The following is a 26,204-nucleotide window of genomic DNA, read 5'->3' on the forward strand; positions in this document are numbered from 1 at the left end:
TTCTTGGCGCAACGGGCATTCGATTCTCCCGCGCTAGTCGTCCGAGAACATGATCCCCACATCGTCGGGGCCAGGTCTTCGATGGCAGCAGATATAGTCGATCATGAGCAAGCGGTTGCCATCTATGTGTGCTTCGTGAAAGATAAGACTCTCACGTTACGGGAAGTTTGGAGGGGCGCGCATGGCCGAAGGAAGAGGGCTCTCACGACGTCAAGTGCTGCGGGTTGGTGCCGTGGTCGGATCTAGCGTCACCCTGGTCGCACTCTCAGAACAAGCGGCCTCGGCGGATCCCGCCGCGAGCAGCACCCAGGCTACCTCACGGGGTGAATTGGCGAGGGTATCTGCGGCGGATGAACACGGGGCGGTTGTCGGCCCGCCAAACGTTGACAGCCGAAGCGCGATCGGTGCCGCCGAAAAGGTGCCGATCGCCGGTTTCCCAGACGGCATCACGCCTCGCCCGGGTGACCTTGTTACTGTGACCGACCTGTGGCCAGGTCTGGCGGTAGCCGCGGTACCCCTCGTGCACTGGCTGACCGGTGTGCCGAAAGTGGCCGCCGGTGGCGGCTATGAGTTGGCCGGCCAGCGCATCGCTGCGTCACCACTGCTCGACCGCAAGCGTACGTCCAGGATGCAGATCTGCCTCTTGGAAACGGAGCTAGCCGAGGCGCAGGTACTCGCAGTCCGTCAGGCATGACATGCCGGACGTGATTGACGCCAGCGTGCGTTTCCTCGCGGCGGCTGTTCTGCTCTACAGCGGAGCGCAGAAACTCGTAGCACCCGGTGCCATTCGTCAGACGCTTGCGGCGCTTAGGCTGCCGAGCCCGCCGGTCCTGGCCGTAATGGTTGGTGCCGCGGAGTTGATAACTGCAGTTCTCCTGTTGGCCGCTCCTCGCGTCTGGGTGACCCCAACCCTGGTGGTCGCGCTCGGGGCTTCGTTCGCAGGCGCGGCCGCCCTCGCCCTGACCCGTGGCGAATCAGTGCGTTGCGCCTGTTTCGGCCGTGGATCGGAGACCAAATTGGGCAGCACGCAGCTAGCGCTGCTCCCGGTTTGGCTTGGGGTGGCGTGGGTGACGCGCTCCGGGTCGTCTGAGCTTTTCGACGGTATCTCCTGGGTCGCCGTGACGGCGCTGGCACTGTCCCTTGTCATCGCAGTAGGTCAACTGTTACCTCAGGCCCTGCGAAGCAGGAGCTATCTCAAGGTGTTGGAGCGTCAATGGGTTTCCTCTGGATCGTCGTCGCAGCACTAAGCGTAACCATGGTGATCTGCCTGCTGGCTCTCGTTGACCAGTACCAGACCTTGGAGCTGATTCGCGCGGCCCTCAAACTCGAGGATAATCCCTCGCCGATCCCATTTCCGACGGACGGATCGATCAAACCCTCACTGATTGGTCTACCGACGCAGCTAGACACGCAGCCACATCTCACGCTCTTGTTTCTCTCTGTATCGTGCACTACTTGTCGGGCCATCGCCGAGGGCTTGCGCCGTAAGGATCTCGACCATATCTGGATCGTGCTGCAGCAGGCGCATTCCAGCGAGGAGGGTCGCATGTGGCTCGAGGGGATGAACATGCCCGTTGATCGGGCAACTGTCGATCTCGACGAGCGGGTCGCACAAGCAACTCGAATTGACATTGTGCCCTCGGTAATTGTTTACCGGTCAGGTGAACCAATTCTGGCCCAGACGTTGCCGTCCTTTAGGCAACTGCAACCGCTATTGTCTCCTCGGATGTCGTCAGCCCTGCCCGTAGCTAAGGAAGGAACCGTCCGGCTATGACTGATTTAATCGAATGCGTGACGTCAACCGAGACAGCCTCGCTTGCCGAAAGCGGAAGTCGCCGTCGGTTCGCGATCATGGGGGTCGCATCCGCCATTATCGGCGGCCTAGCTGCTGTTGTGAAATCATCCCCGGCGGTTGCCGATTGCCTAGGCTCCCCCTGCTGCTCCCTGGCCAGTTGTACGCGATGCAACTATAACGTTGCGCCAGACCGCTACACGTGCCCGTCAGGCTATTACCGCACCATGTGGACCTGCAAGACCGCGAATGGCCGGATGTATGGTTGCGGTGAGTGCAGCACGGATTCGAGCAGTTGCTGGAGGGGCTCGTTCGCTTGCTCGATCTGGTTCGTATGGTAGCTCTTTGGACGGTCGGACTTGCGGCTGTCGCGGGCTTCGCCCAGCTATTCAGCCCTTGAGGACAGTCTTTTATCGGAGTAATCCGCCCCTTCGTGCAAGGGGATTCATCCCGACTGGCCAAAAGCGGCATGCGCTTCATCGCTATTTTGTCCATCGCGCATGTCGTGATGGCGGGTTTCGTAACAGCGTTGGTGTATCAGGTTGGTAGTCTCATTGCACCGCACGTCGCTGATCGGGTCGCCGTCGTGCTGTGCCTAGTGGCGGCACTGGTGGCGGCCTTCCTCGACGCCAACGCGATCAGAACTGACTCCTTCGCGCCCGGGCTCCAGAGGCAGACGTCGAAGGAGCTTGGGCACCGCGAGAACATGCCGACATGGGTCGCGCCCATGATCTGGGGTTTGGACACCGGACTCATGTGGAGCACCTTCCGGGTCTCTGCGACAACATGGGTGCTGTTGGCTGCTGCGTTGCTGAACGTAGCCCCGCAATGGAGCGGGCTGGTCTTCGGTATCGCGTTTGTTGTTCCGCTGTCGGTGGCTGTCCTGATCGGTCGCGGCAGTCTGAGTCAACTCAGTCGGTCAGGTCCACGGCGATTGGCTCAACTGGCGGCTATTGGCGTGGCGATAGTCCCAGCAGTAGCCGTGGCCGCGACGAGCGTGTTCTGACGGTCGGCTGGGGTTCGGGTTTCCGGCCCCAGCCGCTGTCTGTCACGGGCATTCATCCGTGAGTTCATGGAGTAGCCGACGATCCGGATCGACAACACGTCCTTGATCGCGCATAGGTACAGCTTGCCCTCGCCGGTGCGGCGTTCGGTGATGTCGGCCAGCCACAACCTCTCCGGCGTCAGAGGGTAGTTCCTGCGGTTGCGGCCACTGTGGTGCACCCGGGGATGGTGAACGCCGGTCCGATCGTCAACGACATGACCGGCGTTCAACACGACCTGTCAGCGCCGCAACCATCCGCACGAAGGGTGTGCTCAGCCCTGCTGGTGGCGCTCATTGCGCCGAAGGGCCTCTTCGAGTTGGTCCTCAAGAATGATGATTCGGCAGGCCGAGGCCATGTCGGTGCCCTGGTCGCACATCTCCCGGGCTCTCGCGGCAAGACGCAGTTGGTAGCGGGAGTAGCGACGGTGCCCGCCACTGGAGCGCTGCGGGTCGATCAGCTTCGCATCGCCGAGTCGGCGTAGGAAGTCCTGCGAGCAGCCGAGGATCTCGGCGGCACGGCCCATCGTGTAGGCGGGGTAGTCCTCGTCGTCGAACATGTCGTCGGGTTGAGCCATGGAACCTCCATCACGAGGGCCCCGGTGCTCGGAAGCACCGGGGCCCAAGGGTTGTGGGTCAGGAACACCATCTACCGACAGAACGTCGGCTTGTCTTGTCCGCACCAGCCGTCAGGGACGGCTTCGGGTGCGAGGATCGCATAAGCGTGACCGGAGACCACCTCTCGTTCGATGGAAACTGCGGTGTCCGCGCCCAGCCCACGAACGCGACTGGCAGCGGGCGATCCAACGGTGTAATGCCCTCCCTTGCCTCTGATTTCCTCTGTCGTCCTCCGTGCTGTCCGTCGGTGTCCGAGCCCCACGCGACTTCATGGCCCTGACACGTGCGACGAACCTTTCTCAACCTCGGGCGAAGCCCTGAACGAGCGTCGGCCTCACCCGCTGTCACACGCCTTCCACGTACTACCCAGCGACGGCACGTGCCCGTCGCCGAGATGAGCAGGCCCTAAGGCTTCCTGGGCCCCGCTCCTTCGCCCTCGTGCGGGGCGGCAACGTCAGCGTCTTTGTTTGCTCTCTCGACCCCAGAAACATTAGCCGGGGACGGCACGAAAATCTAGCGCTTCTCCCATAGATTTTTTCCCGACACGGATGGAGGTAGCCCCGCCGACGCCTCGACAGCTAGGCGCGTCACGACGGCCCTGCTCGCTAGAAAGTGCCCGGCGGGTGTCTACGGGTTGGCCGGCCTACGGCGTTAATAGGGCGTGACGTTCGAGGAGTACGCGTTCGCTCGCACTTCGGCGCTGGTGCGGCTCGCCCGGCTGCTGACCGGTGACGAGCATCGGGCCGAGGACCTGGTTCAGGAGGTCCTTGCCCGGGCGTACGCCCGGTGGGGGCGCATCTCGCGGACGGACCAGCCGGACGCGTACGTCCGGCGCATGCTCGTCAACACCCACAACTCGTGGTGGCGTCGGCTCAGCAGCCGGGAGATCTCGGTTGCCGCGGTGCTCGATCGGGCCGACGGGGTGGACGAGGCCGCCGGGATCGCCGAGCGCGACGCGCTGTGGCGGTTGGTCTGTGATCTGCCGGCACGTCAGCGCACCGTGATCGTGCTGCGCTACTACGAGGATCTGGACGACACGTCGATCGCCGAGATCCTCGCCTGTTCGACCGGGACGGTACGCACACACGCCAAGCGGGCCCTGGCGGCGCTGCGTCGACGACAGGGTGCGGCAACCCACGCATGGGCAGGAGAGCTCTGATGTTCAGTGACCTCGACGAGCAGCTCGCCAGCACACTCAAGCATCGGGCGGGAGGCGACATCGACCCGACGCCGATCGTGCGACAGGCCCGGCATCGGGGCCGGCGGTTGCGACTGCGGCGGCGGGGGCTGATCACCGGCGGCGTGGCAGCGGCGTGTGTCGCTCTCACCTCGGTGGTGCTGGCGATCCCAGGCGTTCGGGGCACCGACGACCCGGTCATGCCGGTCGCGGCACTGATGCTGCCGGAGGCACAGAGTGATGGGACCGTACGCCCCGAGGAGGTCGGCGCCGATCCCGCGACAGTGCACTTCACGGCCGACACGCTGGTGAACGGTGCCGACTTCGCCACGTGGCGCACCGGGCGCGGCATCGAGAGCGTCGAGTTCCGGGGTCCGGGCGGTCAGGCCCGTTTCGTGCTGGCGCGCACCGAGGCGTTGCTCGACGGGCTCCAGCAGACGTTGTCGTCGCAGGGGCGACCGCAGGGACGGACCGAGGTGCGGGTCGGCGACCGCTCGGGGGTCGCCTGGTTCGATCCGTCCGGCGACCGGAAGCTGTGGTTCGTCCGCTGGCAGCCCGCCGACGGGCTCTGGGCCCAGGTGGACACCTACGCGACCACCCTTGACGACGCGACGGGTACGGCGAGCCGGATGCGGTTCGACGGCGCCCACCGGTGCGTCGTGCCGTTCCGCCTGGAGTCGCTGCCGACCGAGGGACGGCTGCTGGAGTGCTCGGTCACGCTCGGCCGTTCGGCGCGGGACTTCTTCGTCGAGGGCGCTCTGGTGGTCGGTGACGCGTCCGGCCGTTGGCTGACTGTTCGGGCGCAACCCGCCCCGGCCCGCGACGCCCGACCCGGGGATCTCGTCGCCGGCCCGTACCGGGCTCGTCGGCAGGGCAGTGACGTCCTGGAGATGACCGTCAAGCCCTGCGTCGTCGAGGCGTTCCGCAAGGGTTGGGGGAACGGCTACACCGAGGCGGAGGGCTTGGCGATCCTCGGCGGGTACCAGCCGGCCCGCGACCTCGACCGCCCGGAGACCTGGTGACGCCGGCTAGACGGGCCCCAGCAGGGCGGCCAACGCCTCGTCGCCCTGACCGAGCTGCAGAGCGCCCGTAGCGGGCGCGATCAGGAACCGTCGGCAGCCGTCGAGTTCCACGTACCGGTCGGGGCCTGCTTCTTCGAGCGGGCGCAGCACCGCGAAGCGGCTCGCCGGGGTGGCACAGTCGACCACCGCCCGGCGGTTGGACAGCCCCCGGAGCACGCCCGCCTGACGCTCGGCCGGCAGCGGGCCGCCGTACACGAAATCACCCGGCGGTTTCTCGCCCTCCTGAAGCGACGCGGGCACCTCGTAGACGCAGAGGCGCAGCGGCCCGGCGGTCGAGCGGGCCGGCGGAGGCGGCCCGGGGCGGCCGTTGCGGGTCTCCACCCACACCAGGTCCGTCCACTGTTGGGCACATCCGGCCGCATCGGCCGCCGCAGACTCGACCTGCCGGATGGTACGGGTGTCCACGGTGGCCCACTGCGGCCCGGACAGCGCGGCGATCACCTCGGGGCGCGGCTTGTCGCAGGAGTTCTTCGGGATGTGGGGCCGCAGCCAACGCCCCCGCTCGTCCACCAGTGCGAGCCACGGTGGGATGACCATGCCGAGGGTGCAGGCGACCTCCCCGTCGGCCTGTTCGTCGGGCAGGCGCAGCGCGGTGAGCAGCCGTCCGATCTCCTCGGCGCGTCGCTCGGTGGCGACCTGCTCCTGGCCGCCGTTGGGACCCGGCCGAATCTCCCGCCCGCAGACCACGGCCGCGACCGGTGTGAACGTGGGGTCGACGCGCCCGACCGTCGGCTCGTCCACGGCCGGTGGCGACGTCTCGGTGGTCATCTCGCCGGCCCTGGGCGCCTCCGTGGCGCAGGAGGTCCACCCGTCGACGATCTGAGCCGGAGCGGGTTCGTCGGCCCGACCCGGCCCAACCTCCGTGCCACCGCAGCCGCCCAACGTCATGCCGAGCAGTGCCACCGCGAGTGCCGTGCGGGACGAGCGCATCCGGCTCACCACCTTTCCATCCGGGGATGAGACGGACGACGGGCGCCCCCGGTTCCGGCCGGGTGGTCGCTGCATCGCACACGGTGATCGACTCGGTTTTCATGATGTCGGGTGGTCAGTCGGCTCCGGACACCCCGACTTCCGTGAACGCGAGTGGATCACGCCCGCACGCCGCAGCGCCCGCGCGCCGCAGCGCCCCGAACGCCACAGCGCCCGCACGCCGGCGGCGTGACGCGGACGACCAGCGGGGACGCCGCCGGGTTGACCCGGGCCACCCGCCGGCAGAATGGCCGAATGGCACATCTGGGACTTGTCGCGCTGCTGGTCAGGGATTACGACGAGGCGATCGACTTCTACGTCGGCGGCCTCGGTTTCGAGCTGGTGGAGGACACCGCCCGACCGGACGGCTCACGCTGGGTCGTGGTCCGCCCGGCGGGGGCCCGGGAGACGGCACTGCTGCTGGCCCGGCCGAGCAGCGCCGAGCAGCAGGCCCGGATCGGCGACCAGACCGGCGGCCGGGTCGGACTGTTCCTCTACACGGAGGCTTTCGCCCGGGACCATGCCCGGATGGTGGCGGCCGGGGTGCGTTTTCTGGAGGAACCGCGACACGAGGCGTACGGTTCGGTAGCGGTGTTCGTCGATATCTACGGAAACCGCTGGGATCTCCTTCAGCCCCGCAGCACAGAGTGACACATTAGCGACACTCCGCACACAAGGGATAACCCCGTCACGGTCCGCCATGCTATTGTCCGATGTCGATCTACGCCGCGTGGACCCGGACCGGGTCGTTGTCGGAAGGACACTTCCCGATGCCGGCCGTTGCCACCCCAACCGTGCCGCCGCCCACGCTGGACAATCCGGCCGGCGGGGCCCTGGGCCTCATCTTCACCACGCTGCCAGCGCTGCTGCGGGTGAGCTGCGGGCTGTTCGGCGCGGCGGTCGCGGTGTCGGTGCAGACCCCGCCGGTGCGGCAGGCGGTGCTGCTGCCCGCCGTGGCGGTGCTGACCGGCTGGTCCCTCTGGTACGCACACCGCGCGTTGCGCCACGGCATCGGGCCCGGCCTCGTCGGAGGTGACGTGGCGATCACCGCGCTGACCTGCCTGCTCATCCCGGTGCTGGTGGCGCCCGAGGTGCTGCCCGGCGAGGGCAGCTGGATCGCCGTGCTGGCCAGCACCACGGTGATCAACACACAGGCCACGACCTCGGCGCGCTGGTCGATCCCGGCCGGGCTGCTCGTGATAGCCACCTACGTGACCGGGGCGCAGGCCGCCGGCAACCCCGCCGAAGCCCGGGCGCACGCGGCCACGCTGCTGGCGCAGACCGCCTGCACGGCGATGATGGCGGCGGTCATGCGCCGACGCATCGGCCGGGCGGACCGGGCCTTCGTCGAACACCAGCGGCTGACCCGGGAGGCGCTGGTCGCGCGCGCCGCCCGCGAGGCCGAACGCCAGCAGAACCGCGACCTGCACGACACGGTGCTCGGGACGCTGACCATGGTGGGGCTGGGCGCGGTGGCCGGGCCTTCGGCAGCCTTCCGGGACCGCTGCGCGGCCGACCTGCGTACCCTCGTCGCGCTCACCGACGTCGGCCCGGTGGCCGGTGACGGCCCGGTGCCGCTCGACGGGCGGTTGCGGCTGGTGGCCGGCCGGCTACCCGAGCTTGCGATACGGCTGGACCTGGCGTCCTGCGCCGTCCCGGTCGGCGTGGCCGACGCGATCAGCGAGAGCGCCTACGCGGCGCTGTCCAACGTGGTCCGCCACGCGCCGGGTGCCGGGGCCACGCTGCGGCTGACCCGCGACGCCATCGGCGTCGTGGTCGAGGTCGCCGACGACGGCCCCGGCTTCGACCTGGCCACCGTCCCACCGCACCGGTACGGGTTGCGCGAGTCCATCCGTGGCCGGATGACGACTGTCGGTGGCCGGGCGGACGTGCACTCGGCCGTCGGCGTGGGCACCCGGATTCGGCTGGAGTGGCCCGGTGTCGGCTGACCTGAACGCCCCGGCGCACCCCACCGACGCGCCGGAGACACCGAACCCGACCGGCGTTCCGACGCCCCGGGAGCCGGACTCCCCCGCGGCTCTCGCCGCGCCGGCCGCCGTGGCACACGCGTCCGACCGGGGTGCCCGGATCGCCGCCGTCGCCATCGCGTTGGCCTGGCACGTCGCGATCGCGCTGCCGGCGGTGCTGTCCGCCCGTGCGGAGTTCGCCGCGCCAGCGGTGGTGCTCGGCGCCTGGGTACTGGTCGCCGTGACCGGCGCGATCGCCGGGGTACGCCTGCTGCAGGGCTCGCCACTGCCGCCGTGGCCGCTGGCCGGGCTGCTGCTTGTCGTCGACGCGGCCGTCTTCGCCGCGGCCGGTGAGGGGCAGTTGTTCACCGCCGCCAACTGGGTGTGGGGCACGCTCGGCTGGTTCTTCGTGCTGGCGGTGTGGGGCCGGCGCGTCGTGGGGCTGATCGCGCTGCTCAGCACGCACGCGTTGATCGCGTTGGTCGCGGTGCTCGGGCACGGCCCCGATCCGGCCGACGTGGCCCGCTACGTGATGTACGTCTACGGCACGTTCTCGCTGCCGGTGGCGGTCTTCGTGGGCAGCACCGTCATCGTCGGCCTGGCTCGGGATCGGGCCGCCGTATCGGCCGCCGGCCACGCGATGGCCGCGGAGCGGGACGCCGCCGAGCGGGGCCTTCGGGAACGCCGGGACCGGCTGGCCCTGGTCAGCTCGGCGGCCGGGCGGGTCCTCGGGGACCTGGCCGCCGGCCAGGCCGACCCGGACGACCCGGAGGTGCAGCGCCGGTGCATGCTGGCCGCCGCCCGACTGCGTCGGCTGATCGCCGAGTCCGACGATGTGCCCGACCCGCTGTTGCACGAGTTGCGAGCCGCCGCCGACCTGGCGGAACGCAACGGCCTTCCGATCGACCTGGTCACCATCGGCACCCCGCCGCCGCTGCCGGTGGAGGTCCGCCGCCGGCTGGCCGACCCGCTCACCGGCACCCTCGCCGACGCCCGGGAATGGGCGCGTCTGACAGTGGTCTCCGGCTCGGACGAGGTGGTGGTCGGCCTGGTCACACCGGACCGGGAGGGGCCGGAGTCGACCGGCCCGCCCCCAGGGGAGCACAACGACGGGCCGGTGGAGTACCTCTACGAACGGGACGGAAACATCAGATGGGCGCAGACCCGGTGGCGGCGGTGACCGGCGATCGACCGGTCGGGGTGGCGATCGTCGACGACCATCCGGTGGTGGTCGAGGGGGTCCGCGCCTGGCTCGCCACCGAGCCTCGCCTGACGGTGCTCGCCACCGGCGACGACCCGGACGCGGTGCTACGGGCGGCGCCGCACGCCGACGTCATACTGCTCGACCTGCGACTGCACGGGCGGATGGCGTTGGACAAGTTGGCCGAGCTGAGCGCCGCCGGCCGGCGGGTGGTGGTCTATTCGGAGCACACCGACCCGCAGACGATGCTCGCCGCGCTGGACGCCGGGGCGGTGGCGTTCCTGGCCAAGCACGAGGGCCGGGAACACTGCGTGGAGACGGTGCTGGCCGCAGCGAGCGACCGTCCGTACGTGCCGCCGGCGCTGGCCGGTGCGATGGTCGGCGACCCACGGCCGGACCGGCCGATGTTGTCCGACAAGGAGCGTGAGGCGCTGCTGCTCTGGTTCCAGTCGATGTCCAAGGCGTCGGTGGCCCGGCGGATGCAGATCAGCGAGCACACAGTGAAGCAGTACGTCGACCGGGCACGGATCAAGTACACCCGGGCGGGGCGACCAGCCGCCACAAAGGCGGCACTACTCGCCCGTGCGATCGAGGACGGTCTCGTCCGCCCGGAGGAGATCGGCATCTACCGGTCACAGGCGACACACGACCGGCCGACCCCCTAACAGGCGTCATGACAGGGGCGCTCCGGTCCGGAAGGCTTTCTTACACAGCCAGCTGACCGGAAGGTCGTGACGATGCACGCCGACGCGTCCCCCTTCTTCATCGGTCCCCACCGGTTCGACGCCCCCGACGACGACGTGGGCCCGACCCTGGACCGCCGCTACAACCTGCGACCCATGCCCGGCGAGCGGTTGCTCGGGCGACACCGGCTGCTGGTCGCGGGCTACCTGCTCGGGCCGAGCGAGGTGCGACGCCGCTGGCAGTTGCCCGAGCCGGTCGCGGTGACCGTCACCGACCAGCGGATCTGCTGGGTGGGCAGCGGCTCGCACCTGTCGCTGGTCGCCGACGGCACGCACCGGGCCCGACCGCCGGCCCGACTCAACGGCCTGATGAGCGGTCAGATCCGCTGGCAGTGGCCGTCCCGGTTGGAGCTGCCGACGAGCGCGCCGGACGCCCCGGCCCAGCTGCTGATCGTCTGCGACGCGTTGCGCACCATTCAGCAGCCGGCGTTGGCCCTCAGCGGAATGACGGCCGAGGTCGTGGCGCTGGCCCGGCAGGTCCGGCGGGCGGTTGCCATGTTCCGGCTCAACCGTCCACAACTGGTCGACCTCTCGGCCCAGGAGCGCGACGTGCTGCTGCTGCGGGCCGGCCCCGGTCTGCTCGCCGGCGACACCCGGATCACGCTGCCCGGCTCGTTGCCGGTGGAGTTCCACTCCCGGGACGACTACTACCGCTCAAGACCGGATCCGACCTCGTGGGGCGGGCTCGCCGGCGGCGCAGCATCCGGGCAGCGGTGACACGGAACGTCCGGGTCGGCAGACACCGTCCATCCAGCTAGGGCGTGCGTCGAAGCCTCGGGGCCGCCGAGAACGTCGACACACGCCTTCAGCGTCAGGCGCTGGGGGCGCGGTGCTCGGCGGCGGCGTCCAGAGCGGCGGCCTCCTCCGGTGAGGGCGCGCTGCCCCCCAGGTGCGCGGGCTGCCACCAGGTGTCGTCCGGGCCGGCCGGGGTGTCCGGATAGTCCCGCTGCGCCCGGTCGACGAGGGCGCTGAGGCGGGTGGTCAGCTCGGCGGCCAGCACGTTCGGGTCCGGGAAGTCCGCCGGGCTGATCGGCTCGCCGATCAGGATGGTGATCGGCGTGTGCCGACGGGTCAGAGTGCGCGGGCGGCCCTTGGTCCAGAGGCGCTGGGTGCCCCACAACGCGACGGGCAGCACCGGCACCTTCGCCGAGCGTGCCATCCGGACCGTGCCGCTCTTGAGCTCCTTGACGGTGAACGACCGGCTGATCGTCGCCTCGGGGAAGACGCCGACGACCTCGCCCTGCTTGAGAGCGCCGACGGCGGCGCGGAACGAGGCCGCGCCGGCCTGCCGGTCCACCGGGATGTGCCGCATCCCTCGCATCAGCGGGCCGGAGATCTTGTGGGTGAAGACCGAATCCTTGGCCATGAAGCGGACCAGCCGGCCCGACGCGTTGGCGCCCAGACCGGCGAAGATGAAGTCGAGGTAGCTGACGTGGTTGCTGGCCAGCACCGCCCCGCCCGTGCGGGGTACGTGGTGGGCGCCCTCGATGGTGATCTTCAGGTCGAGGACCCGGAACAGCGTCTTGGCGGCGGCGATAACGGGCGGGTACACGAGCTCCGGCATTCGCAGAATCTACCCTGACCGGCTGGGGATCGGCTGGGTGGCGACCCGGCGGCGGCGACGCGGGCGGCGGCGCCACCGCCGGTTCGGCGGCCGACTCGGTCAGTCGGCGAGGTTGTCCAGGTCCAGTCGACCCCGGGCGAACGCGTCCACCCGGCCCCAACGACCGGGGATGTCCAGCACCTCGATGCGACCCATCCCCACCGGCAGCCGTGGCTCGACCGCCAGGTGACCCTCGTGCGGCTCCAGACCGAGCATGGTGCGCAGCAGCAGCAGCGGGGTACCCGTCGACCAGGCCTGCGGGCTGCACGCCGTCGGATACTCCACCGGGAACTTGGTCAGCTCCCGCGGGTAGCCGCCGAACGCCTCCGGCAGGCGACCGTCGAAGTACGTGGCAGCGTCCAGGATGCCGTTGGCGATGGTCGCGGCCTCCTCGGCGAAGCCGTACCGGCGCAGACCCCAGGCGATGAACGAGTTGTCGAACGGCCAGATCGTGCCGTTGTGGTAGCCGATGGGGTTGTAGCGAGCCTCCCCCTCGGCGAGGGTGCGCACCCCCCAGCCGGAGAAGAGCCGCGGCCCGACCAGGTGCGCGGCGAGTTTCTCCGCCCGCTCCGGTTCGACGATCCCGCTCCACAGCAGGTGGCCGATGTTGGAGCTGAGGATGTCGCACTGCCGGCCGTCCGGGTCCAGGGCCAGGGCGAAGTACCCGCCGTCGTCCACCCACCAGTCCCGGTTGAACCGCTCCTTCAGCTCCGCCGCCTCCCGCTCCAACTGGTCGGCGAACTCCGGGTCACCCCAGAACTCGCGCGCCAACCGGGCCGCGCGGACCTTCGCGTCGTACGCGTACCCCTGCACCTCGCAGGTGGCCCGGGGAAAGGGCGGCAGCGTGCCGTCGGAGTAGGAGATCGAATCCCAGGAGTCCTTCCAGCACTGGTTCTCCAGGCCGGTGTCGGTGTTGCGTCGCTCGTACCAGATGTATCCGGTGCCAACCAGGTCGGCGTAGTTGTCGATCCACCTCAGCGCCGCCCGGGACTCCTGCTCCAACTCCTTGACCAGCGCGACGTCCCCGCTCCACCTCTCGTACTCGTCGAGCAGCACGATGAACAGCGGCGTCGCGTCCACCGAGCCGTAGTACGGCGAGTGTGGCTGCTCCTCGAAGGCCGCGGTCTCGCCGTAGCGCATCTCGTGCAGGATGCGCCCGGGGTCCTCGTCCCGGAAGTCGTCGAACCGGCTGCCCTGCAGGGACGCCAGGATGCGCAGCGTCGTCTTCGACAGCTGCGGGGTGAACGGCAGTGTCTGCAGGCAGGTGAGGATGCTGTCCCGGCCGAACATGGTCATGAACCAGGGCAGACCGGCGGCCGGCAGGGTGGCGCCGCCCAGCGACAGCGGCGAGAAGCGCAGCGCCGCCAGGTCGATCAGACTGCGCCGGTACGTGCTCGCCACCCGGCCGTGCTCGCTGTTGACCTTCGGCGCGTCGGCGATCCACTTCTCCAGGTCGTGCTGGAGGGCGAGCCGCTCGGTGCCGTGTTTGCGCAGGCCGAACCGCAGGTCCCGGCCACCGGGCCCGACCGCGTAGGTCTGGACGTCGATCGAGGCATCCCACTGCTCGTTGGGCTCCAGGTGCACGGTGTACGCGAAGCCCTTGCTGTCGTACCGGGCCGCCATCGACGACGAGATGACCGTCTCCCGCCGGAAGTTTCCCCGCCGGTACCCCAGCCGCAGCCGGTCCGACTCGACCTCGGTGTAGATCTCGCCCTTCTTGTTGAGGATCTCGTCCTTCACCTGGAACAGGTCGGCGAAGTCCGACGCCGCGTCCATCCGGACTTCCAGGTCGACCGGCTTCTCGTCGTGATTGAGGATGGTCAGCTTCTCACAGAAGCTGCCGCCCACCGCGCGCTCGCGGATGATCGACAGCTTCGCGTCCACGTAGTGCGTGGCCATCCCCGGGACCAGGAAGAATCGCGACTCGAAGTACTGCAGGTCGTCGTAGGAGAGCGAGTTGAGTCGCTCACCGTTGATGGTCAGCACCCAGGTCGACAGGAACCGGGTGTCGATGGAGAAGAGCCCGGTGGGCTCGCTCGGCGTCGCCTCGATGTCACCGGTGTCCTCGCAGACGACGAACGTGTTGCCGTCCAGGATCCGGATCGTGTTGCTCTGCCCCATCAGTGCTCCTCCCCCGCGAATCGCCGACGCGGCCCGCGGGCGTCCGGGGAACCCGGAAAGATCCGCTCCACCTGTACGACGAGGCGAGCGTCACCGGACACCGTCATGTCCCCCCGCAACAGCGCGGCCAGGCCGTGCTCGCGCCCCGAGGCGATGTCGTCGAAGAGGACCGGGCTCGCGCCGATCACCGTGTCGGCCTCCTGGTCCTCCTGACTGACGCTCAGCCGGCCGTGGTCGATCCTCAGCAGCCAGTGCCGGGTCTGCGCCCCCTCGTGCAGGTCGATCCGCAGCGTCCCGGAGGTCTTGGCCAGCAGAGGTTCGTACCCCCGCCGGTCCAGGTCCTCGAAGAACCTCGTGGTCGCGTCCACCATCGGGTCCACTCCTCCCAGTTGCCGGGCCGGGGATCCCACCCACCGCGCTCGCGTCGCACGGACGGCCGGCGTTGCACGTCCCCGCACGGGTCCCCGCCGCTCCCCCGCTCAACCTCGCCCGATCCGGGTGAGCAGGGGGGTCGAGACGCCACGCGCCGGCCCTCCCGGAAGGGAGAGCCGGCGCGCGCCGCGGCGGACGGGTCAGTTGTTCGGGTCGTCGGCGCTGATGTCGGCCAGGACCGACTGCGGTTCGCGCTCGACAGCGAGGTCACCCATCGACACCAGGCCGACCAGGCGCCCGTCGTCGATCACCGGGAGTCGGCGTACGGCGTACGTCCGCATCAGGTCTGCGGCGGCCACGGCATCGTCGTACTGACTCACCGTGATCACGTCGCGAGTGGTGATCTGGTTCAACCGGGTCGAGCCCGGGTCCATGTTCTCCGCGACACCTCGGACCGTGATGTCCCGGTCCGTGACGATGCCGACCACACTGTCACCGTCGGTAACCACCACATCGCCGATCGCGCTGTCACGCATCTCCTGCGCGGCTGCGATGAGTGTGTCGTTGCCGTCCATCGTCACCAACCGGGTCGTCATGAACTCTCCGACCGTTGTCATGGTGCTCCCCTCTCGGTGTCGGCACGCACCGTCTACCCGCCGCCCGCCAGGGGGTAACGCCCACTGCCCGCCGGGGCTGTCCGTGTAGGTGTCCGCTGCCTACCGTGGGCGCATGACGACGGGCGAGGAAGAGCTGCGGGAACTGGTCGCCGGCAGCAACTGGCTGACCCGGGCACTGGCGGTGGTCCGTGATTCCGGGCTGCCGGACGCCTGGATCGGCGCTGGTGCACTGCGCGACCTGGTCTGGGGCGAGCGGTTCGGCAACGGGTTCGACCCGGCGCGGGTCCGCGACGTGGACGTGGTCTTCTTCGACCCGGCGAGGCTGACCCGAGCCGACGACGACCGGGCCACCGCGTTGCTGACGGGGATGTGGGCGCAGCCGCCATGGGAGGCTCGCAACCAGGCGGCTGTACACACCTGGTACGCGGCCACGTTCGGCGGCGAGGAGATCGAGCCGTACCGCAGCGTGGCCGAGGCGGTCGCCACCTGGCCGGAGTACGCGACAGCGGTGGCCGTCCGGCTGGACCAGGCCGGCCGGCTGGACATCTGCGCGCCGTACGGTCTGACGGATCTGCTGGGCGGGGTGTGGCGGCACAACCCGGCCCGGGTGGACGTGGCCCTGTCGCGGCAGCGGTTGGCCCGGCACCGGCCGGCGCAGCGTTGGCCCGGCGTGACAGTGATCGAGCCAGGCTGATCGGCTGTGGGCGGGTCGGCCTGGGGGCGGGTCAGTCTGGGCGGCTGGTCAGCCTCGGGGCGGCATGCCGTAGAGCCGCTCGACGTGCAGGCGTAGCACGATCCGACCCTCGTCGACCATGGCCTGGCGGTACTCGGCCCAGTCGGGGTGTTCGCCCCTCAGCCCTCGGTACAGCGCCACCAACTCCTCGACCGTGTCGTCGCCGAGTTCGGTGGCCGGCGGGGTCAGCTCGGCGCGACCTTCGACCACCGCGTACGCCCAGCCGTCCTCGCTGCTGACGTGGAAGCTGGCGCGTGGGTCGCGGCGCAGGTTGGCGGTCTTGGCACGGCCGTCGGTGACCGAGACCCGGATCAGGCCCGCGTCCCGGTCGAAGGAGTAGAGCACCGTCGACAGCTGCGGACGCCCGTCCCGCTTGATCGTGGCGAGCACGCCCATCGACCGGCCGGCCACCAGATCGGTCAACGCCTGCTGGGTCCGGTCATCCGGCATGGTGTCCTCCAGGTTGGACGATCGTCTCCGACCCATCCAAGCACGACCTGCCGGCCGCCGCGGACGACCACGGGAACGGCATGGCGAACACCCGCAACGGCACCGAGCCCCCGCCGACGTACGGCGGAGGCTCGGTGATTGTTCGATGTTGGGCGACCGGGCCGGTCAGCGGCGCTCGGCGGCGACCAGCTCGGCGAGTTGCACAGCGTTCAGCGCGGCACCCTTGCGCAGGTTGTCGTTCGAGCAGAACAGCGCCAGCCCGTACTCGACGGTCTCGTCGGCGCGGATCCGGCCCACGTAGGTCGGGTCCTGGCCGGCGGCCTGCAACGGCGTCGGGACGTCGGTCAGTGCCACCCCGGGCGCGTCGGCCAGCAGTTCGTGGGCGCGCTGCGGGGTGAGCGGCCTGGCGAAGCGGGCGTTGATCTGGAGCGAGTGCCCGGTGAAGACCGGCACCCGGACACAGGTGCCGGAGACCAACAGGTCGGGGATATCCAGGATCTTGCGGCTCTCGTTGCGGAGCTTCTGCTCCTCGTCGGTCTCGAACGAGCCGTCGTCGACGATCGAACCGGCCAGCGGGAGGACGTTGAAGGCGATCGGCTGGGTGAACGAGCGCGGCGCGGGGAACTCCACGGCCGACCCGTCGAAGGCCAGCCCAGCGGCGTGCTCGGCCACCTTGCGGACCTGCTCGTCCAGCTCGGCGACACCGGCCAGGCCGGCGCCGGAGACCGCCTGGTAGGTGGAGACGACCAGGCCGACCAGGCCAGCCTCGGCGTGCAACGGACGCAGCACCGGCATCGCGGCCATCGTGGTGCAGTTCGGGTTGGCGATGATGCCCTTGGGCCGGTCCAGGGCGGCGTGCGGGTTGACCTCGGCGACCACCAGCGGCACCTGCGGGTCCATCCGGAACGCCGACGAGTTGTCGATCACCACGGCGCCGGCCTCGGCGACCCGGGGGGCCAACTCCCGCGCGGTGCCCTTACCGGCCGAGAAGAGCACGATGTCCAGCTCGGAGTAGTCCGCGGTCGCGGCGTCCTCGACTGTCACCTCGCCGTCGCGCCACGGCAGCGTACGCCCGGCGGACCGCGCAGAGGCGAACAACCGCACCTGCTCCGCTGGGAACTCCCGCTCCGCCAGCACCTGCCGCATCACGCCACCGACCTGGCCGGTGGCCCCCACAATGCCGATCCTCATGCCCGCGAGGCTACCGACCCCACCCCCGAAACCGGGACCCCTTTCCCACCCCCCGGGTCCACCTCACACCGCGCCCCACCCCCTAGCCCCCATTCCCGCCGGCTCCCGCCCCCTCCCCCGTCGATCATGAGGTTGTTGCCGCGACACGCCGTGGCGAGTGACAACAACCTCATGATCAACCGAATGGGGCGGGGTTAGGGGAGGAGGTTTCCTAGGGCGGTGGCCTCCAGGTCGTCGCGGATCACTGCGGCGTCGCCCTCGATGACCAGGGTGAGAGCTTCCGGGTGCAGGTGGGTGGCTGCCGCCGCGGAGACCTGGTCCACGTCGGCGGAGAGCAGCGACTCGCGCAACCGCGCGTGGTAGTCGTCCGGCAGGTCGTGCACCACCAGGGTGGTCAGCGCGGAGGCGATCGCCCGAGGGCTCTGCAACTCGACCGAGAGCTGCCCGGCCCGCCAGGAGCGGGCCACCTCCAGTTCCTCCTCGGTCACCCCGGTGGCCTGCGTACGGGTGATCTCGCCCACCGCCTCGACCAGGGCCGGCGCGGTGACCGCCGTCTGCACGCCGGAGCTGACCGCGAACCGACCGAACCGCCGCGACGCGGCGAAGTCGCCCCGGATGCCGTACGTGTAGCCGTGCACCTCCCGCAACAGGTGGTTGAGCCGGGAGGTGAACGCCCCGCCGAGCACGGTGCCGGCGAGCGTCATCGGCACGTGGTCGGGGTGCGCCCGGTGCGGTGACGGGTGGCCCAGCCGCAGCGTGGACTGCACCGAGCCGGGCCGGTCCACCAGGATGATCCGGCGACCGTTGTGCAGCGGCACCTCGATGGGACCGCCGCGCTCGGCGGGGCCACCACCGGTGCCGGCGAACGCCGCGGCGGCCAGCGCGTCCAGGTCGATCCGGTCCAGGTCACCGGCGACGATCAGGGTGCCGGGGCGCAGGAACCACTCCGAGTGGAAGACCGTGACGTCCTCCACGTCCAACCCGGCGACCGACTCCGGGTCGCCGTGCATCGGCCGTCCCCAGCGGTTCTGGGCGCCGAACAGGTCGGCGCGCAGCGCGGCGTCGGCGCGCGGGCCGGGGTTGGCCCAGTCCATCCGGAGGGCGGTCGCCTCGTCGTCACGGACCCGGCGTACGTCGGCGGGGTCGAGCTTCGGCGTCCGCACCGCCTCGGCGAGCAGTTCCACGGCGGCGCTCAGCCGGTCCACCGGGATCACCACGCTGGCCTGGAACGAGTCCCAGTCCAGACCGGTCGAGAGAGCGGTGCCGAGCCCTTCGACGGCGAGCGCGTACGCGGCGGCGTCCCGCTGCGCGGTGCCCTCCTCCAACGCCTTGGCCAGCACGCCGGACAGACCCTCCTTGCCGACCGGCTCCTGACCCGCGCCCACGTCGAGCAGCAGCAGGGCCACGGCGAGGTTCTGCCCGGGCAGGTGCGCGGCGACGACCTGACCACCGGCCGCGGCGCGGCGGACCACCGGCGGGAACCGGTACGGGCGGGCCGCGCCCGGGCCGGGACGGTCGGCGATCAGCGTCATGAGGTCTCCTCGGGCAGGTAGGTCAGGGTCACCCGGTCGGTGGCGAGCACGTCGGCGGCGGCCTCGGCGATCTGCTCGGCGGTGACAGCGAGCAGGGCCGGCAACTGCTCGGCGATGCGGGCCGGGTCACCGAACTGCGTGGTGTACCGGCCGAGCAGGTCTGCGCGGCCGTCGACGGTGGACAGCTGACGCCACCACCCGGTGCTGAGCAACGCCTTGGCCCGATCCAGCTCGGCGGCGGTGACCGGCACGGTGGCCAACTCGTCGACGACCTCGGCCAGCCCTTCGGCGAGCCGCTCGGCGCTCACTCCGGGGCGGGCGGTGGCGGTGGCGATCAGCGGCGCCGGGGCGTGGGCGAGGTCCACCCCGTACGCCCCGACCAGGTCCGGTTGCGCGATCCGCTCGCCGTCGGCGAGGCGCTGGTAGAGCCGGCTGCCCCGGCCGCTGCCCAGGATGGTGGCGAGCACGGTGATCACGTTGTATCCGGGGGTGCCGAACGGGTAGCTGCGGTGGGCGATGTAGACCCGTGGTGCCGGCACGTCGGCGCTCACCGACTCGACGGCCGTCTGCCCGGTGGCGGGGACGGTGCGGCCGTCCGGTGCCGGCGGGATGTCGTCGCGGGCGGGCAGCGCGCCGAAATACTTGTCGGCGAGCGCGAACACGTCGGAGGCGGTGGCGTCGCCGACCACCGTGAGCACCGCGTTGTTCGGCGCGTAGTAGGTCTGGTGGAACGCCTGGAAGGTGGCCAGGTCGGCGGCGTTCAGGTCGGCCATCGAGCCGATCGTCGCGTGGTGGTAGGGGTGCCCCGGCGGGTAGAGCAGCGGCAGCAACCGCAGCCAGGCGTCGCCGTACGGCACGTTCTCGTAGCGCTGCCGGCGCTCGTTCTTCACCACGTCCCGCTGGTTGTCCAGCGTCTCCTGGGTGAGGGCGGGGACCAGGCCGCCCATCCGGTCGGCCTCCAACCAGAGCGCCAGCTCCAGGTGCTCGGCCGGGACCGTCTCGAAGTAGTTGGTCCGGTCCGGGTTGGTGGTGGCGTTGAGCGAGCCACCGGAGCCCTGAATCAGCTTCATGTGCTCGGTCTTCGCCACGTTCACCGAGCCCTCGAACATCAGGTGCTCGAAGAGGTGGGCGAAACCGGTCTGCCCGGCCGGCTCATGTCGGGAGCCGACGTCGTACCAGAGATTGACGGCCACTGCGGGAGCGGTGCGGTCCTCACTCACCACCACGCGCAGGCCGTTGTCCAGTCGGGACGTCTGAATGGGCCAGGGGTAACCGCTGTCGGGCATGCCCCGACGCTATCCGATCTCGGCGGCGGAAAGGTGACGTGCCGTCGGTCGGCGAGCCGACCCGGGCGGCTTCGAAGCCGCCGCGCGGGGTACCGGAGAGCAATGACCGTCACCCCGCCTCCGTTCCGGTCCGCCGGCCGGGCCGCCACCGCCGTCGAACGCGCCGGCACCGCACTCGGCCGGCTGCGCCGCGGCCGGTTGCTGCATCCGGCCGGTCGCTCGTTCGTCGGCGAGACGGTGATCTGGGGTACGCCCGGACCGCCCACCGGGGTCGCGCTGCTGGACCAGCCCGGCCGGTACCGGACCACCATCCGGCTCTCCAAGGGGACGCCGACGCCCGGCAGTTGGCCCGACGTCCTGGGCCTCGCGCTGCGCCTGCACAGCGACGGCGGCCGGCCGTTCGACCTGCTGGTCAGCTCTAGCGGCGCGGCCCCGGTGCTGCGGAACCTGCCGCTGCCGCGACGCCGCTTCACCGGCACGTACAGCACGATCACGTGCTTTCGCGCGGGCCCGCGCCGCCTCTGGCTGGCCGCGCTGGCCGACCCCGACTCGGCCGACCTCGGTCGCAGCCTGACCGCGGCGTCCGCCGCGACCCGGACGGACACCCCGCGCCTGGTGCTCGCGGTCGCGTCGGCGGTGGGGCCGTGGCGACTGGTCGGGCAGGTCAGCCTCGGTGCCCAGCTCAGCGCCGAGGAGGACGGGGCACTCGCGTTCGACCCGGTGCGCAACCTGCCACCCGAACTGCGGGTGGCAGGTCCGCTGGCCTGGCTGCGTGACCAGACCTACCGGGGGTCGCGCCGGGCACGCGGGGCGACCGCTCAGTCCGGCGGTTCGACCGCCACCACTGTCTGATCCGAGGTACGACGCTCCAGCACCGTGTCCGGAGCGGCGTTCTGGTCAGCGGTGCGGATGTCCGACTCGGCGAGGATGGCCTCCGCCTGCGCCTCCGGATCGTCGCTGCCCACCGCCTTCTCCTCGGGCAGGAGGTGGTGCGCGCGGGACTCCACCCGGTCCTGATCGCTCTGCTCGTGTGTCATGGCACCCCTGTTACCCCGACCGCGTCCCCGGCACGCGATCTTCACCCCGCATCTTGGGATGACAGCACGGGGGAAGGCGTCCGGTCGGGTACGCTGGCCCGGTGACGCGTTCCTATCGATGGTTTAGGCAGCCGGCTCGCACGCCGGTGACTTCACCATGAACTGATGTCACCACGGACCGAGCCGGCTGGGCAGGAGCTGTCGTTCCTGCCCTTTTGCGTACGAGCAGCCGGCTCGTCCCGGGCACCGGCCCCGGGCACGGTCGGCGAAAGGATGCCCACCGTGACGACCCCGGAGACCGATCGGGTCAGCGATCAGCGGATCGACCGTGTCGTGCCGCTGACCACGCCCGCCCTGCTGCACCACGAGTTGCCCCTGGACGCCCCGCTCGCGGCGGCCGTGTTGACCGGCCGCCGCGCGGTCGGTCGCGTGCTGGACCGCGAGGACGACCGCCTGCTGGTGGTGGTTGGTCCCTGCTCGGTGCACGACCCGGCCGCCGCCCTGGACTACGCGCAGCGTCTGCGGACGGCAGCCGACCGGCTCGCCGACGACCTGCTGATCGTCATGCGGGTCTACTTCGAGAAGCCGCGCTCCACCGTCGGCTGGAAGGGCCTGATCAACGATCCCGGCCTGGACGGCAGCGGGGACGTCAACACCGGTCTGCGGCTGGCCCGGGCGCTGCTGCTCGACGTGCTCCGCCTCGGCCTTCCGGTGGGGTGCGAGTTCCTGGACCCGATCACCCCGCAGTACATCGCGGACACGGTGGGCTGGGGCGCGATCGGTGCCCGCACGGTGGAGAGCCAGGTGCACCGCCAGCTCGCCTCCGGCCTGTCCATGCCGATCGGCATGAAGAACCGCCCGGACGGCAGCATCGGCACGGCCGTGGACGCGATCCGCGCCGCCGGGGTGCCACACGTCTTCCCCGGCATCGACTTCTCCGGCACCCCGGCGATCATGCACACGCGGGGCAACACCGATGGGCACCTCGTGTTGCGCGGTGGGGGCGGCCGACCCAACTACGACGCCGAGTCGGTCGCCGGGGCACTCGACCTGCTCCGCGCCGCCGACCTGCCGGAGCGGCTGGTGATCGACGCGAGTCACGCCAACAGCGGCAAGGACCACCGTAACCAGCCGCTGGTGGCCGCGGACGTGGCCGCTCAACTGGCCGCCGGTCAGCGCGGGATCACCGGCGTGATGCTGGAGTCGTTCCTGCTGCCCGGCCGGCAGGAGCTCGACCCGACCCGGACGCTGGAGTACGGGCGGTCGGTCACGGACGCCTGCCTGGGTTGGGACGACACCGCCGAGGTGCTCGACCACCTCGCCTCGGCCGTGCGGGCCCGTCGGGCCACCCTGCCCACGACGGTGTGACCGCCGACACCACGACCGGCGGAACACGAGCGGGGGTCGGCTCGTTGACTGGGGTGTCGGTGTGTCCAATGTCCCCGGGCCTCACCTAAATAGCCTTCGCGGAATACCGTCCGGCTGGAGCCGCGTAGTGCCACTCGCCGAGAGGCGACCTGCACACCGACACCAGCGCCGCCCCCGGCCCACAAGGCCGGGGGCGGCGCTGTCGCTCTGCCCGCCCCCGCCCCCGCTCTGCTCTGTGTCTCCCTTTGCTCTGCACCCCTCCGCGCACCACTCACGGCGCGTGACCGTCGCATCGGCGGGTGCAGAGCAAAGGAAGGGTTGCGGGGGCCGTCGGCCCAAGCGCGCAGGCCAGCCGGCGGGGTGACGTTTGACCGATTCCGCCCCGGGTAGCTGATCGACGTGACCGACGACTCACCACTGGCCGACGAGCCGGACACCCGGGCACTCGACGACCTGCTCGACGGCATCTTCCGAGGCCAGGAGCGGGTTGAGCAGGCGGAGATCTACCGTCAGGCGGTGGCCGCAGAACTCCCGCCGGAGCTGCTCGCCCGCATCGACGCGCTCCCCGAGGGTGAGTACGCGGTGGACGAGGCCAGTGACCTGCTGGGCGGCTCGGTCGGCTGAGCGACCGCGGAAGGGACACCGACATGACACACCACGAGGATCACGACGAGAAGGTGCCGGCGCTGGGTCAGCCCCCGGAGGGCAGGGACACCACACCCGAGCCGGACTTCGCCAACGAGCACGACCGCACGGCGGTGGATCGGGACATCATCACCGGGGCGGACGAGGACGAACGGGAACCGGAGTCGCCGCACGGTTGGTCCGGCATGCAGCGCTGACGGCTTCAGAAGAAAGGGGGACCGGCGCAAGGCCGGCCCCCCTTTCTTTGGCTCTCAGTCGTCGTGCCCACCCTCGGCGGCCTGCTGCGCCGTCGCGTACGCCATCTGGAGAAAGTCGGACGCGGCGACCGCCGTCAGCGCGGTCGCGACCAGGCGGGTGAGCCGGGGCGCGAGCACCAGGCCACCGGTCAGCCCGGTGGCCACCCAGACCGCCAGGCAGAACGGGCAACTCAGGAGCTCGCCGATGGCGTGCCGGGTGGGGCTGCCCGAGTCGCGGACCTGCTCCATCACCTCGCCGCTGCCGATCGGGCGGTCGTAGCGGGTGAAGGGCGCCCGCAACGGGCTGGTCACCGCGTCCTTGGACAGCAACCGGCTCAGCTTGTGCGTGGCAATGGAGAGCAGCACCACGTCGGACGGCGCGGGACGCTCCGGCACCGGCCGGCCAGTCGCCTTGACCAGGCCGGCGAGAGCCCCGGTCACCCCGGCATAGGCGCCCATCGCCACCAGGTAGCCGCCGAGCGGCCGGTGCTCGTGCGGCGCGTACGCCCGGCGTAGCCGGGCCGCCTTCTGCCGCAGGCCAGTGTCGCTCACCCGATCTCCTCACGTGTCATGGTGGTGCGGGAACGGCGTCGCGCGTGGCCGGCTCAGCCGGCCTGGAGGTTGTCGGCGACTTCGCGTGCAAGGTTGGTGAGCGCCTCGTCGGCCAGCTGGTCCGGGCCGGGCCCGCCGAACCCGTCGGCCAGGTCCAGCTGGATCCGCGCGCCACCGGAATCGGCCGGCTCCACCCGGATCTCGGCGGACCAGTCGTCGGCGTCACTGTCGCCCCAGCGGGCGCGCAGCTCCTCGCCGCTGATCTCCGCGGCGGGGCTGCCGTCGCCGCGCAGCGGCTCGGGCAGCCAGGCCGAGGCACGGTCGGGGTCGGTGGCCGTGCTGAAGACCACCTCGGGTGGCGCGGACATGCCGCGCACGGCGCGCGCCGGCATCACGCGTCCCGCAGGCGGCTGGGATCGACCTCGCGACCCGGGTGTCGGGCCAGGTACTCGGTCTCCAGCTCCGCCGTGCGCCGGAGGTGGTTCGCGAGTGCGGAGTCGGCAGCGTGCCGCAGGGTGTCCAGGCGGGTTCGGTGCAGGCTGTGCATCTCGCGGATCAGGTCCTCGTCGGAAAGCTCCGTCGGGTCGATGCCGAGCAGGTCGTCGTCGAGGCCGGGAGCGCCGGCCGGGTCGGCGAGCTGATCGCCGCCCCACTCGGGCACCCGCTGCTCCGGGCTCGTATCCGCGCTGCCGCTGGACGCAAAGCCGTCCTCACGTACCGATCCGGTCATGATCGCCCCCCTTGATCTCGTTTGGGCTGGCGTCTAAACGATTGCCCAGGCGCGGTGATGCCAAACCACACCGGCGAGGCGATGACTACGACACGGTGTCGGAGACCGGTAGCGCCCCCGGTACCCTCAATGCCATGAGGCGGCTCTGGACCCCGGCGTGGATCGCACGCCACGTGGCCATGGTCGTGCTGGTCGTGGGCTTCCTGGGGCTGGGCTGGTGGCAGATCAGCCGGGCCACCGCCGGCAACAGCCTGAGCTGGGGGTACGCGGTCGAGTGGCCGATCTTCGCCGGCTTCGTGGTCTACGTCTGGTGGCGTGAGGTGAAGCTGGCCCGCCGCAGGGCGGCGGAGGCTGACGCGCCACCCGCGGATCCGGCCGTCGAGCCGGCGCCGGCGGTCACCACCGGGTCCCGACCGGGGGTACGCCGCCCGGTGCGGGTGTCCAGGGTGCCCGCCACCGGCGACGTCGTCGAGGACAACGACCTGGCCGCCTACAACCACTACCTGTCATGGTTGAACGCCAATCCGGGCGCCCGGCCCGGCGACTATCCCGGCTGAGCCGGGTTCGGAAGGACGGACGAAGGTGGGCGCTGCCCTTACCCGGTACCGCGTGATCGCCTGGATCGTGGGCGTGGTGCTGATCCTGCTGGTCGTGGTCGGCATGCCGCTGAAGTACGCGTTCGACAATCCGGTCGTCGTGGAGACGATCGGGCCGGCGCACGGCTTCCTCTACATGATCTACCTGGTGGCCGCGTTCGACCTGAGCCGCCGAGCCGACTGGCCGCTGAAGCGGATGCTGCTGGTGATGCTGGCCGGCACGGTGCCGTTCGTCTCGTTCTACGCCGAGCGCCGGGTCAGCGCCTGGGTTGCCGCACCGCAGGAGGAACGGACTCCGGAGCCCGTCCTCCCGCGCTGACGGTGAGCGGGCGTGAAGATTGGTTGCGCCGACCTTCACGCCCCTCGGCGGGCGAGTAGCCATCCGGCCAGCGCCAGAGCGGCTCCGACCGCCACCAGCAGGATCGAGTCGACCGCCACCAGTCCCACCAGAATCAACACCGCTCCCGCCACCGACAAGGCATACGCCTTCGGGTTGCGGGCAGCGGACGGCGGCCGTACTCCTTTTTTGACAGGTTTCGTCATT

At 70.5% G+C, this 26,204-nt stretch carries 33 protein-coding genes and 1 pseudogene; 18 read left to right on the forward strand and 16 right to left on the reverse strand.

The features are described 5' to 3' along the window. Positions 1–475 precede the first annotated feature (475 nt). The 4 genes from ACIBEF_RS00740 (at position 476) to ACIBEF_RS00755 (ending at position 2,798) form a co-directional block, all read left to right on the forward strand. A complete protein-coding gene (locus ACIBEF_RS00740; protein ID WP_396789987.1) occupies positions 476–694 on the forward strand; it encodes a hypothetical protein in 219 nt (72 codons plus the stop codon). Between the two features lies 1 nt (position 695). Then, positions 696–1,247 carry a DoxX family protein gene (locus ACIBEF_RS00745; RefSeq protein ID WP_396789990.1) on the forward strand — a complete coding sequence of 184 codons (552 nt, stop codon included), beginning with the start codon at positions 696–698 and terminating at the stop codon, positions 1,245–1,247. Then, a complete protein-coding gene (locus ACIBEF_RS00750) occupies positions 1,214–1,774 on the forward strand; it encodes a hypothetical protein (RefSeq protein WP_396789992.1) in 561 nt (186 codons plus the stop codon). The genes ACIBEF_RS00745 and ACIBEF_RS00750 overlap by 34 nt, the downstream gene beginning before the upstream one ends. A gap of 487 nt (positions 1,775–2,261) precedes the next feature. Next, positions 2,262–2,798 carry a hypothetical protein gene (locus ACIBEF_RS00755; RefSeq protein WP_396789994.1) on the forward strand — a complete coding sequence of 179 codons (537 nt, stop codon included), beginning with the start codon at positions 2,262–2,264 and terminating at the stop codon, positions 2,796–2,798. Positions 2,799–2,845: 47 nt separating this feature from the next. On the opposite strand, the pseudogene ACIBEF_RS00760 reads toward ACIBEF_RS00755, so the two are convergent. Next, positions 2,846–2,974: pseudogene (locus ACIBEF_RS00760) on the reverse strand (IS3 family transposase); the annotation flags it as partial. 135 nt (positions 2,975–3,109) lie between these two features. Beyond that, positions 3,110–3,412: a MerR family transcriptional regulator gene (locus ACIBEF_RS00765; protein ID WP_357202949.1), complete on the reverse strand. Its 303-nt coding sequence runs from the start codon at positions 3,410–3,412 to the stop codon at positions 3,110–3,112. A gap of 701 nt (positions 3,413–4,113) precedes the next feature. Here ACIBEF_RS00765 and ACIBEF_RS00770 point away from each other — a divergent pair. Both ACIBEF_RS00770 and ACIBEF_RS00775 read left to right on the forward strand, forming a co-directional pair. Next, complete coding sequence (locus ACIBEF_RS00770) at positions 4,114–4,611, forward strand: SigE family RNA polymerase sigma factor (protein ID WP_396789996.1); 498 nt, start codon at positions 4,114–4,116, stop codon at positions 4,609–4,611. Next, on the forward strand, positions 4,611–5,651 hold the full coding sequence (locus ACIBEF_RS00775) for a hypothetical protein (RefSeq protein ID WP_396789998.1): 1,041 nt from the start codon (positions 4,611–4,613) through the stop codon (positions 5,649–5,651). The genes ACIBEF_RS00770 and ACIBEF_RS00775 overlap by 1 nt, the downstream gene beginning before the upstream one ends. A 6-nt stretch (positions 5,652–5,657) precedes the next feature. On the opposite strand, the gene ACIBEF_RS00780 is transcribed toward ACIBEF_RS00775, so the two are convergent. After that, a complete protein-coding gene (locus ACIBEF_RS00780; RefSeq protein WP_396790000.1) occupies positions 5,658–6,641 on the reverse strand; it encodes a hypothetical protein in 984 nt (327 codons plus the stop codon). Between the two features lie 294 nt (positions 6,642–6,935). Here ACIBEF_RS00780 and ACIBEF_RS00785 point away from each other — a divergent pair, with 294 nt between their 5' ends. The 5 genes from ACIBEF_RS00785 (at position 6,936) to ACIBEF_RS00805 (ending at position 11,308) form a co-directional block, all read left to right on the forward strand. Next, entirely contained in the window at positions 6,936–7,331 is a 396-nt protein-coding gene (locus ACIBEF_RS00785) for a VOC family protein (RefSeq protein ID WP_396790002.1), read from the forward strand. A 119-nt stretch (positions 7,332–7,450) separates the two neighbouring features. Continuing rightward, positions 7,451–8,629, forward strand: coding sequence for a sensor histidine kinase (locus ACIBEF_RS00790; RefSeq protein ID WP_396790415.1), 1,179 nt, complete (start codon positions 7,451–7,453; stop codon positions 8,627–8,629). Continuing rightward, positions 8,619–9,827, forward strand: coding sequence for a hypothetical protein (locus tag ACIBEF_RS00795; protein WP_396790004.1), 1,209 nt, complete (start codon positions 8,619–8,621; stop codon positions 9,825–9,827). Before ACIBEF_RS00790 ends, ACIBEF_RS00795 begins: the two co-directional genes overlap by 11 nt. Continuing rightward, positions 9,800–10,513 carry a response regulator transcription factor gene (locus ACIBEF_RS00800; protein WP_091405585.1) on the forward strand — a complete coding sequence of 238 codons (714 nt, stop codon included), beginning with the start codon at positions 9,800–9,802 and terminating at the stop codon, positions 10,511–10,513. The genes ACIBEF_RS00795 and ACIBEF_RS00800 overlap by 28 nt, the downstream gene beginning before the upstream one ends. Before the next feature lie 72 nt (positions 10,514–10,585). Next, positions 10,586–11,308 (forward strand): hypothetical protein, encoded by a 723-nt coding sequence (locus tag ACIBEF_RS00805; RefSeq protein ID WP_396790006.1) that lies wholly within the window; start codon positions 10,586–10,588, stop codon positions 11,306–11,308. A 94-nt stretch (positions 11,309–11,402) separates the two neighbouring features. Here the strand turns inward: ACIBEF_RS00805 and ACIBEF_RS00810 are convergent, their stop codons facing one another. The 4 genes from ACIBEF_RS00810 to ACIBEF_RS00825 all read right to left on the reverse strand — a co-directional run bounded on the left by ACIBEF_RS00810 (position 11,403) and on the right by ACIBEF_RS00825 (position 15,304). Further along, positions 11,403–12,155, reverse strand: a complete 753-nt coding sequence (locus ACIBEF_RS00810) for a lysophospholipid acyltransferase family protein (RefSeq protein WP_396790008.1) — start codon at positions 12,153–12,155, stop codon at positions 11,403–11,405. Between the two features lie 99 nt (positions 12,156–12,254). Then, the gene (locus tag ACIBEF_RS00815; protein WP_396790009.1) at positions 12,255–14,315 is read right to left on the reverse strand and encodes a glycogen debranching N-terminal domain-containing protein; all 2,061 of its coding nucleotides are present in this window, start codon (positions 14,313–14,315) and stop codon (positions 12,255–12,257) included. Beyond that, positions 14,315–14,686 carry an SCP2 sterol-binding domain-containing protein gene (locus tag ACIBEF_RS00820; protein WP_396790011.1) on the reverse strand — a complete coding sequence of 124 codons (372 nt, stop codon included), beginning with the start codon at positions 14,684–14,686 and terminating at the stop codon, positions 14,315–14,317. Before ACIBEF_RS00820 ends, ACIBEF_RS00815 begins: the two co-directional genes overlap by 1 nt. A 201-nt stretch (positions 14,687–14,887) precedes the next feature. Further along, positions 14,888–15,304: a CBS domain-containing protein gene (locus tag ACIBEF_RS00825; RefSeq protein ID WP_030333361.1), complete on the reverse strand. Its 417-nt coding sequence runs from the start codon at positions 15,302–15,304 to the stop codon at positions 14,888–14,890. Between the two features lie 112 nt (positions 15,305–15,416). Between ACIBEF_RS00825 and ACIBEF_RS00830 the strand changes: the two genes are divergently transcribed. Next, positions 15,417–15,998: a nucleotidyltransferase family protein gene (locus ACIBEF_RS00830; RefSeq protein ID WP_396790013.1), complete on the forward strand. Its 582-nt coding sequence runs from the start codon at positions 15,417–15,419 to the stop codon at positions 15,996–15,998. 48 nt (positions 15,999–16,046) lie between these two features. Here ACIBEF_RS00830 and ACIBEF_RS00835 read toward each other — a convergent pair whose 3' ends face one another. From ACIBEF_RS00835 to ACIBEF_RS00850, 4 genes are all read right to left on the reverse strand, one after another. After that, entirely contained in the window at positions 16,047–16,487 is a 441-nt protein-coding gene (locus tag ACIBEF_RS00835; RefSeq protein ID WP_396790417.1) for a PPOX class F420-dependent oxidoreductase, read from the reverse strand. A gap of 165 nt (positions 16,488–16,652) precedes the next feature. Further along, the gene (locus tag ACIBEF_RS00840) at positions 16,653–17,678 is read right to left on the reverse strand and encodes an aspartate-semialdehyde dehydrogenase (RefSeq protein WP_355008946.1); all 1,026 of its coding nucleotides are present in this window, start codon (positions 17,676–17,678) and stop codon (positions 16,653–16,655) included. A gap of 194 nt (positions 17,679–17,872) precedes the next feature. Next, positions 17,873–19,210, reverse strand: a complete 1,338-nt coding sequence (locus ACIBEF_RS00845) for a M16 family metallopeptidase (protein WP_396790016.1) — start codon at positions 19,208–19,210, stop codon at positions 17,873–17,875. Continuing rightward, complete coding sequence (locus ACIBEF_RS00850; RefSeq protein WP_357206497.1) at positions 19,207–20,496, reverse strand: pitrilysin family protein; 1,290 nt, start codon at positions 20,494–20,496, stop codon at positions 19,207–19,209. Before ACIBEF_RS00850 ends, ACIBEF_RS00845 begins: the two co-directional genes overlap by 4 nt. Before the next feature lie 102 nt (positions 20,497–20,598). Here ACIBEF_RS00850 and ACIBEF_RS00855 point away from each other — a divergent pair, with 102 nt between their 5' ends. Further along, positions 20,599–21,348 carry a phosphodiesterase gene (locus ACIBEF_RS00855; RefSeq protein ID WP_396790018.1) on the forward strand — a complete coding sequence of 250 codons (750 nt, stop codon included), beginning with the start codon at positions 20,599–20,601 and terminating at the stop codon, positions 21,346–21,348. On the opposite strand, the gene ACIBEF_RS00860 is transcribed toward ACIBEF_RS00855, so the two are convergent. Next, positions 21,315–21,533: a hypothetical protein gene (locus ACIBEF_RS00860; protein ID WP_396790020.1), complete on the reverse strand. Its 219-nt coding sequence runs from the start codon at positions 21,531–21,533 to the stop codon at positions 21,315–21,317. The genes ACIBEF_RS00855 and ACIBEF_RS00860 overlap by 34 nt on opposite strands. Positions 21,534–21,806: 273 nt before the next feature. Here ACIBEF_RS00860 and ACIBEF_RS00865 point away from each other — a divergent pair, with 273 nt between their 5' ends. The 3 genes from ACIBEF_RS00865 (at position 21,807) to ACIBEF_RS00875 (ending at position 23,743) form a co-directional block, all read left to right on the forward strand. Continuing rightward, complete coding sequence (locus ACIBEF_RS00865; protein ID WP_357206493.1) at positions 21,807–22,901, forward strand: 3-deoxy-7-phosphoheptulonate synthase; 1,095 nt, start codon at positions 21,807–21,809, stop codon at positions 22,899–22,901. Positions 22,902–23,291: 390 nt separating this feature from the next. Beyond that, complete coding sequence (locus ACIBEF_RS00870; protein WP_355009012.1) at positions 23,292–23,525, forward strand: hypothetical protein; 234 nt, start codon at positions 23,292–23,294, stop codon at positions 23,523–23,525. 23 nt (positions 23,526–23,548) lie between these two features. Further along, positions 23,549–23,743 (forward strand): hypothetical protein, encoded by a 195-nt coding sequence (locus tag ACIBEF_RS00875; RefSeq protein ID WP_355052229.1) that lies wholly within the window; start codon positions 23,549–23,551, stop codon positions 23,741–23,743. Between the two features lie 54 nt (positions 23,744–23,797). Here the strand turns inward: ACIBEF_RS00875 and ACIBEF_RS00880 are convergent, their stop codons facing one another. The 3 genes from ACIBEF_RS00880 to ACIBEF_RS00890 are packed head-to-tail and all read right to left on the reverse strand — an operon-like array spanning position 23,798 to position 25,067. Then, entirely contained in the window at positions 23,798–24,334 is a 537-nt protein-coding gene (locus ACIBEF_RS00880; RefSeq protein ID WP_355008951.1) for a DUF1360 domain-containing protein, read from the reverse strand. A 53-nt stretch (positions 24,335–24,387) separates the two neighbouring features. Continuing rightward, positions 24,388–24,726 carry an SRPBCC family protein gene (locus ACIBEF_RS00885; RefSeq protein WP_396790022.1) on the reverse strand — a complete coding sequence of 113 codons (339 nt, stop codon included), beginning with the start codon at positions 24,724–24,726 and terminating at the stop codon, positions 24,388–24,390. Next, positions 24,726–25,067, reverse strand: a complete 342-nt coding sequence (locus tag ACIBEF_RS00890; protein ID WP_393220805.1) for a DUF6158 family protein — start codon at positions 25,065–25,067, stop codon at positions 24,726–24,728. Before ACIBEF_RS00890 ends, ACIBEF_RS00885 begins: the two co-directional genes overlap by 1 nt. A 131-nt stretch (positions 25,068–25,198) precedes the next feature. Between ACIBEF_RS00890 and ACIBEF_RS00895 the strand changes: the two genes are divergently transcribed. Both ACIBEF_RS00895 and ACIBEF_RS00900 read left to right on the forward strand, forming a co-directional pair. Beyond that, the gene (locus ACIBEF_RS00895) at positions 25,199–25,621 is read left to right on the forward strand and encodes a hypothetical protein (protein WP_357228907.1); all 423 of its coding nucleotides are present in this window, start codon (positions 25,199–25,201) and stop codon (positions 25,619–25,621) included. A gap of 25 nt (positions 25,622–25,646) precedes the next feature. Beyond that, positions 25,647–25,979, forward strand: coding sequence for a DUF3817 domain-containing protein (locus ACIBEF_RS00900; protein WP_396790024.1), 333 nt, complete (start codon positions 25,647–25,649; stop codon positions 25,977–25,979). A 35-nt stretch (positions 25,980–26,014) separates the two neighbouring features. Here the strand turns inward: ACIBEF_RS00900 and ACIBEF_RS00905 are convergent, their stop codons facing one another. Further along, entirely contained in the window at positions 26,015–26,203 is a 189-nt protein-coding gene (locus tag ACIBEF_RS00905) for a hypothetical protein (RefSeq protein WP_387354595.1), read from the reverse strand. Position 26,204: the final 1 nt, after the last annotated feature.

This window comes from Micromonospora sp. NPDC050795 (genome assembly GCF_044456785.1).
Taxonomy (GTDB): Bacteria; Actinomycetota; Actinomycetes; order Mycobacteriales; family Micromonosporaceae; genus Micromonospora.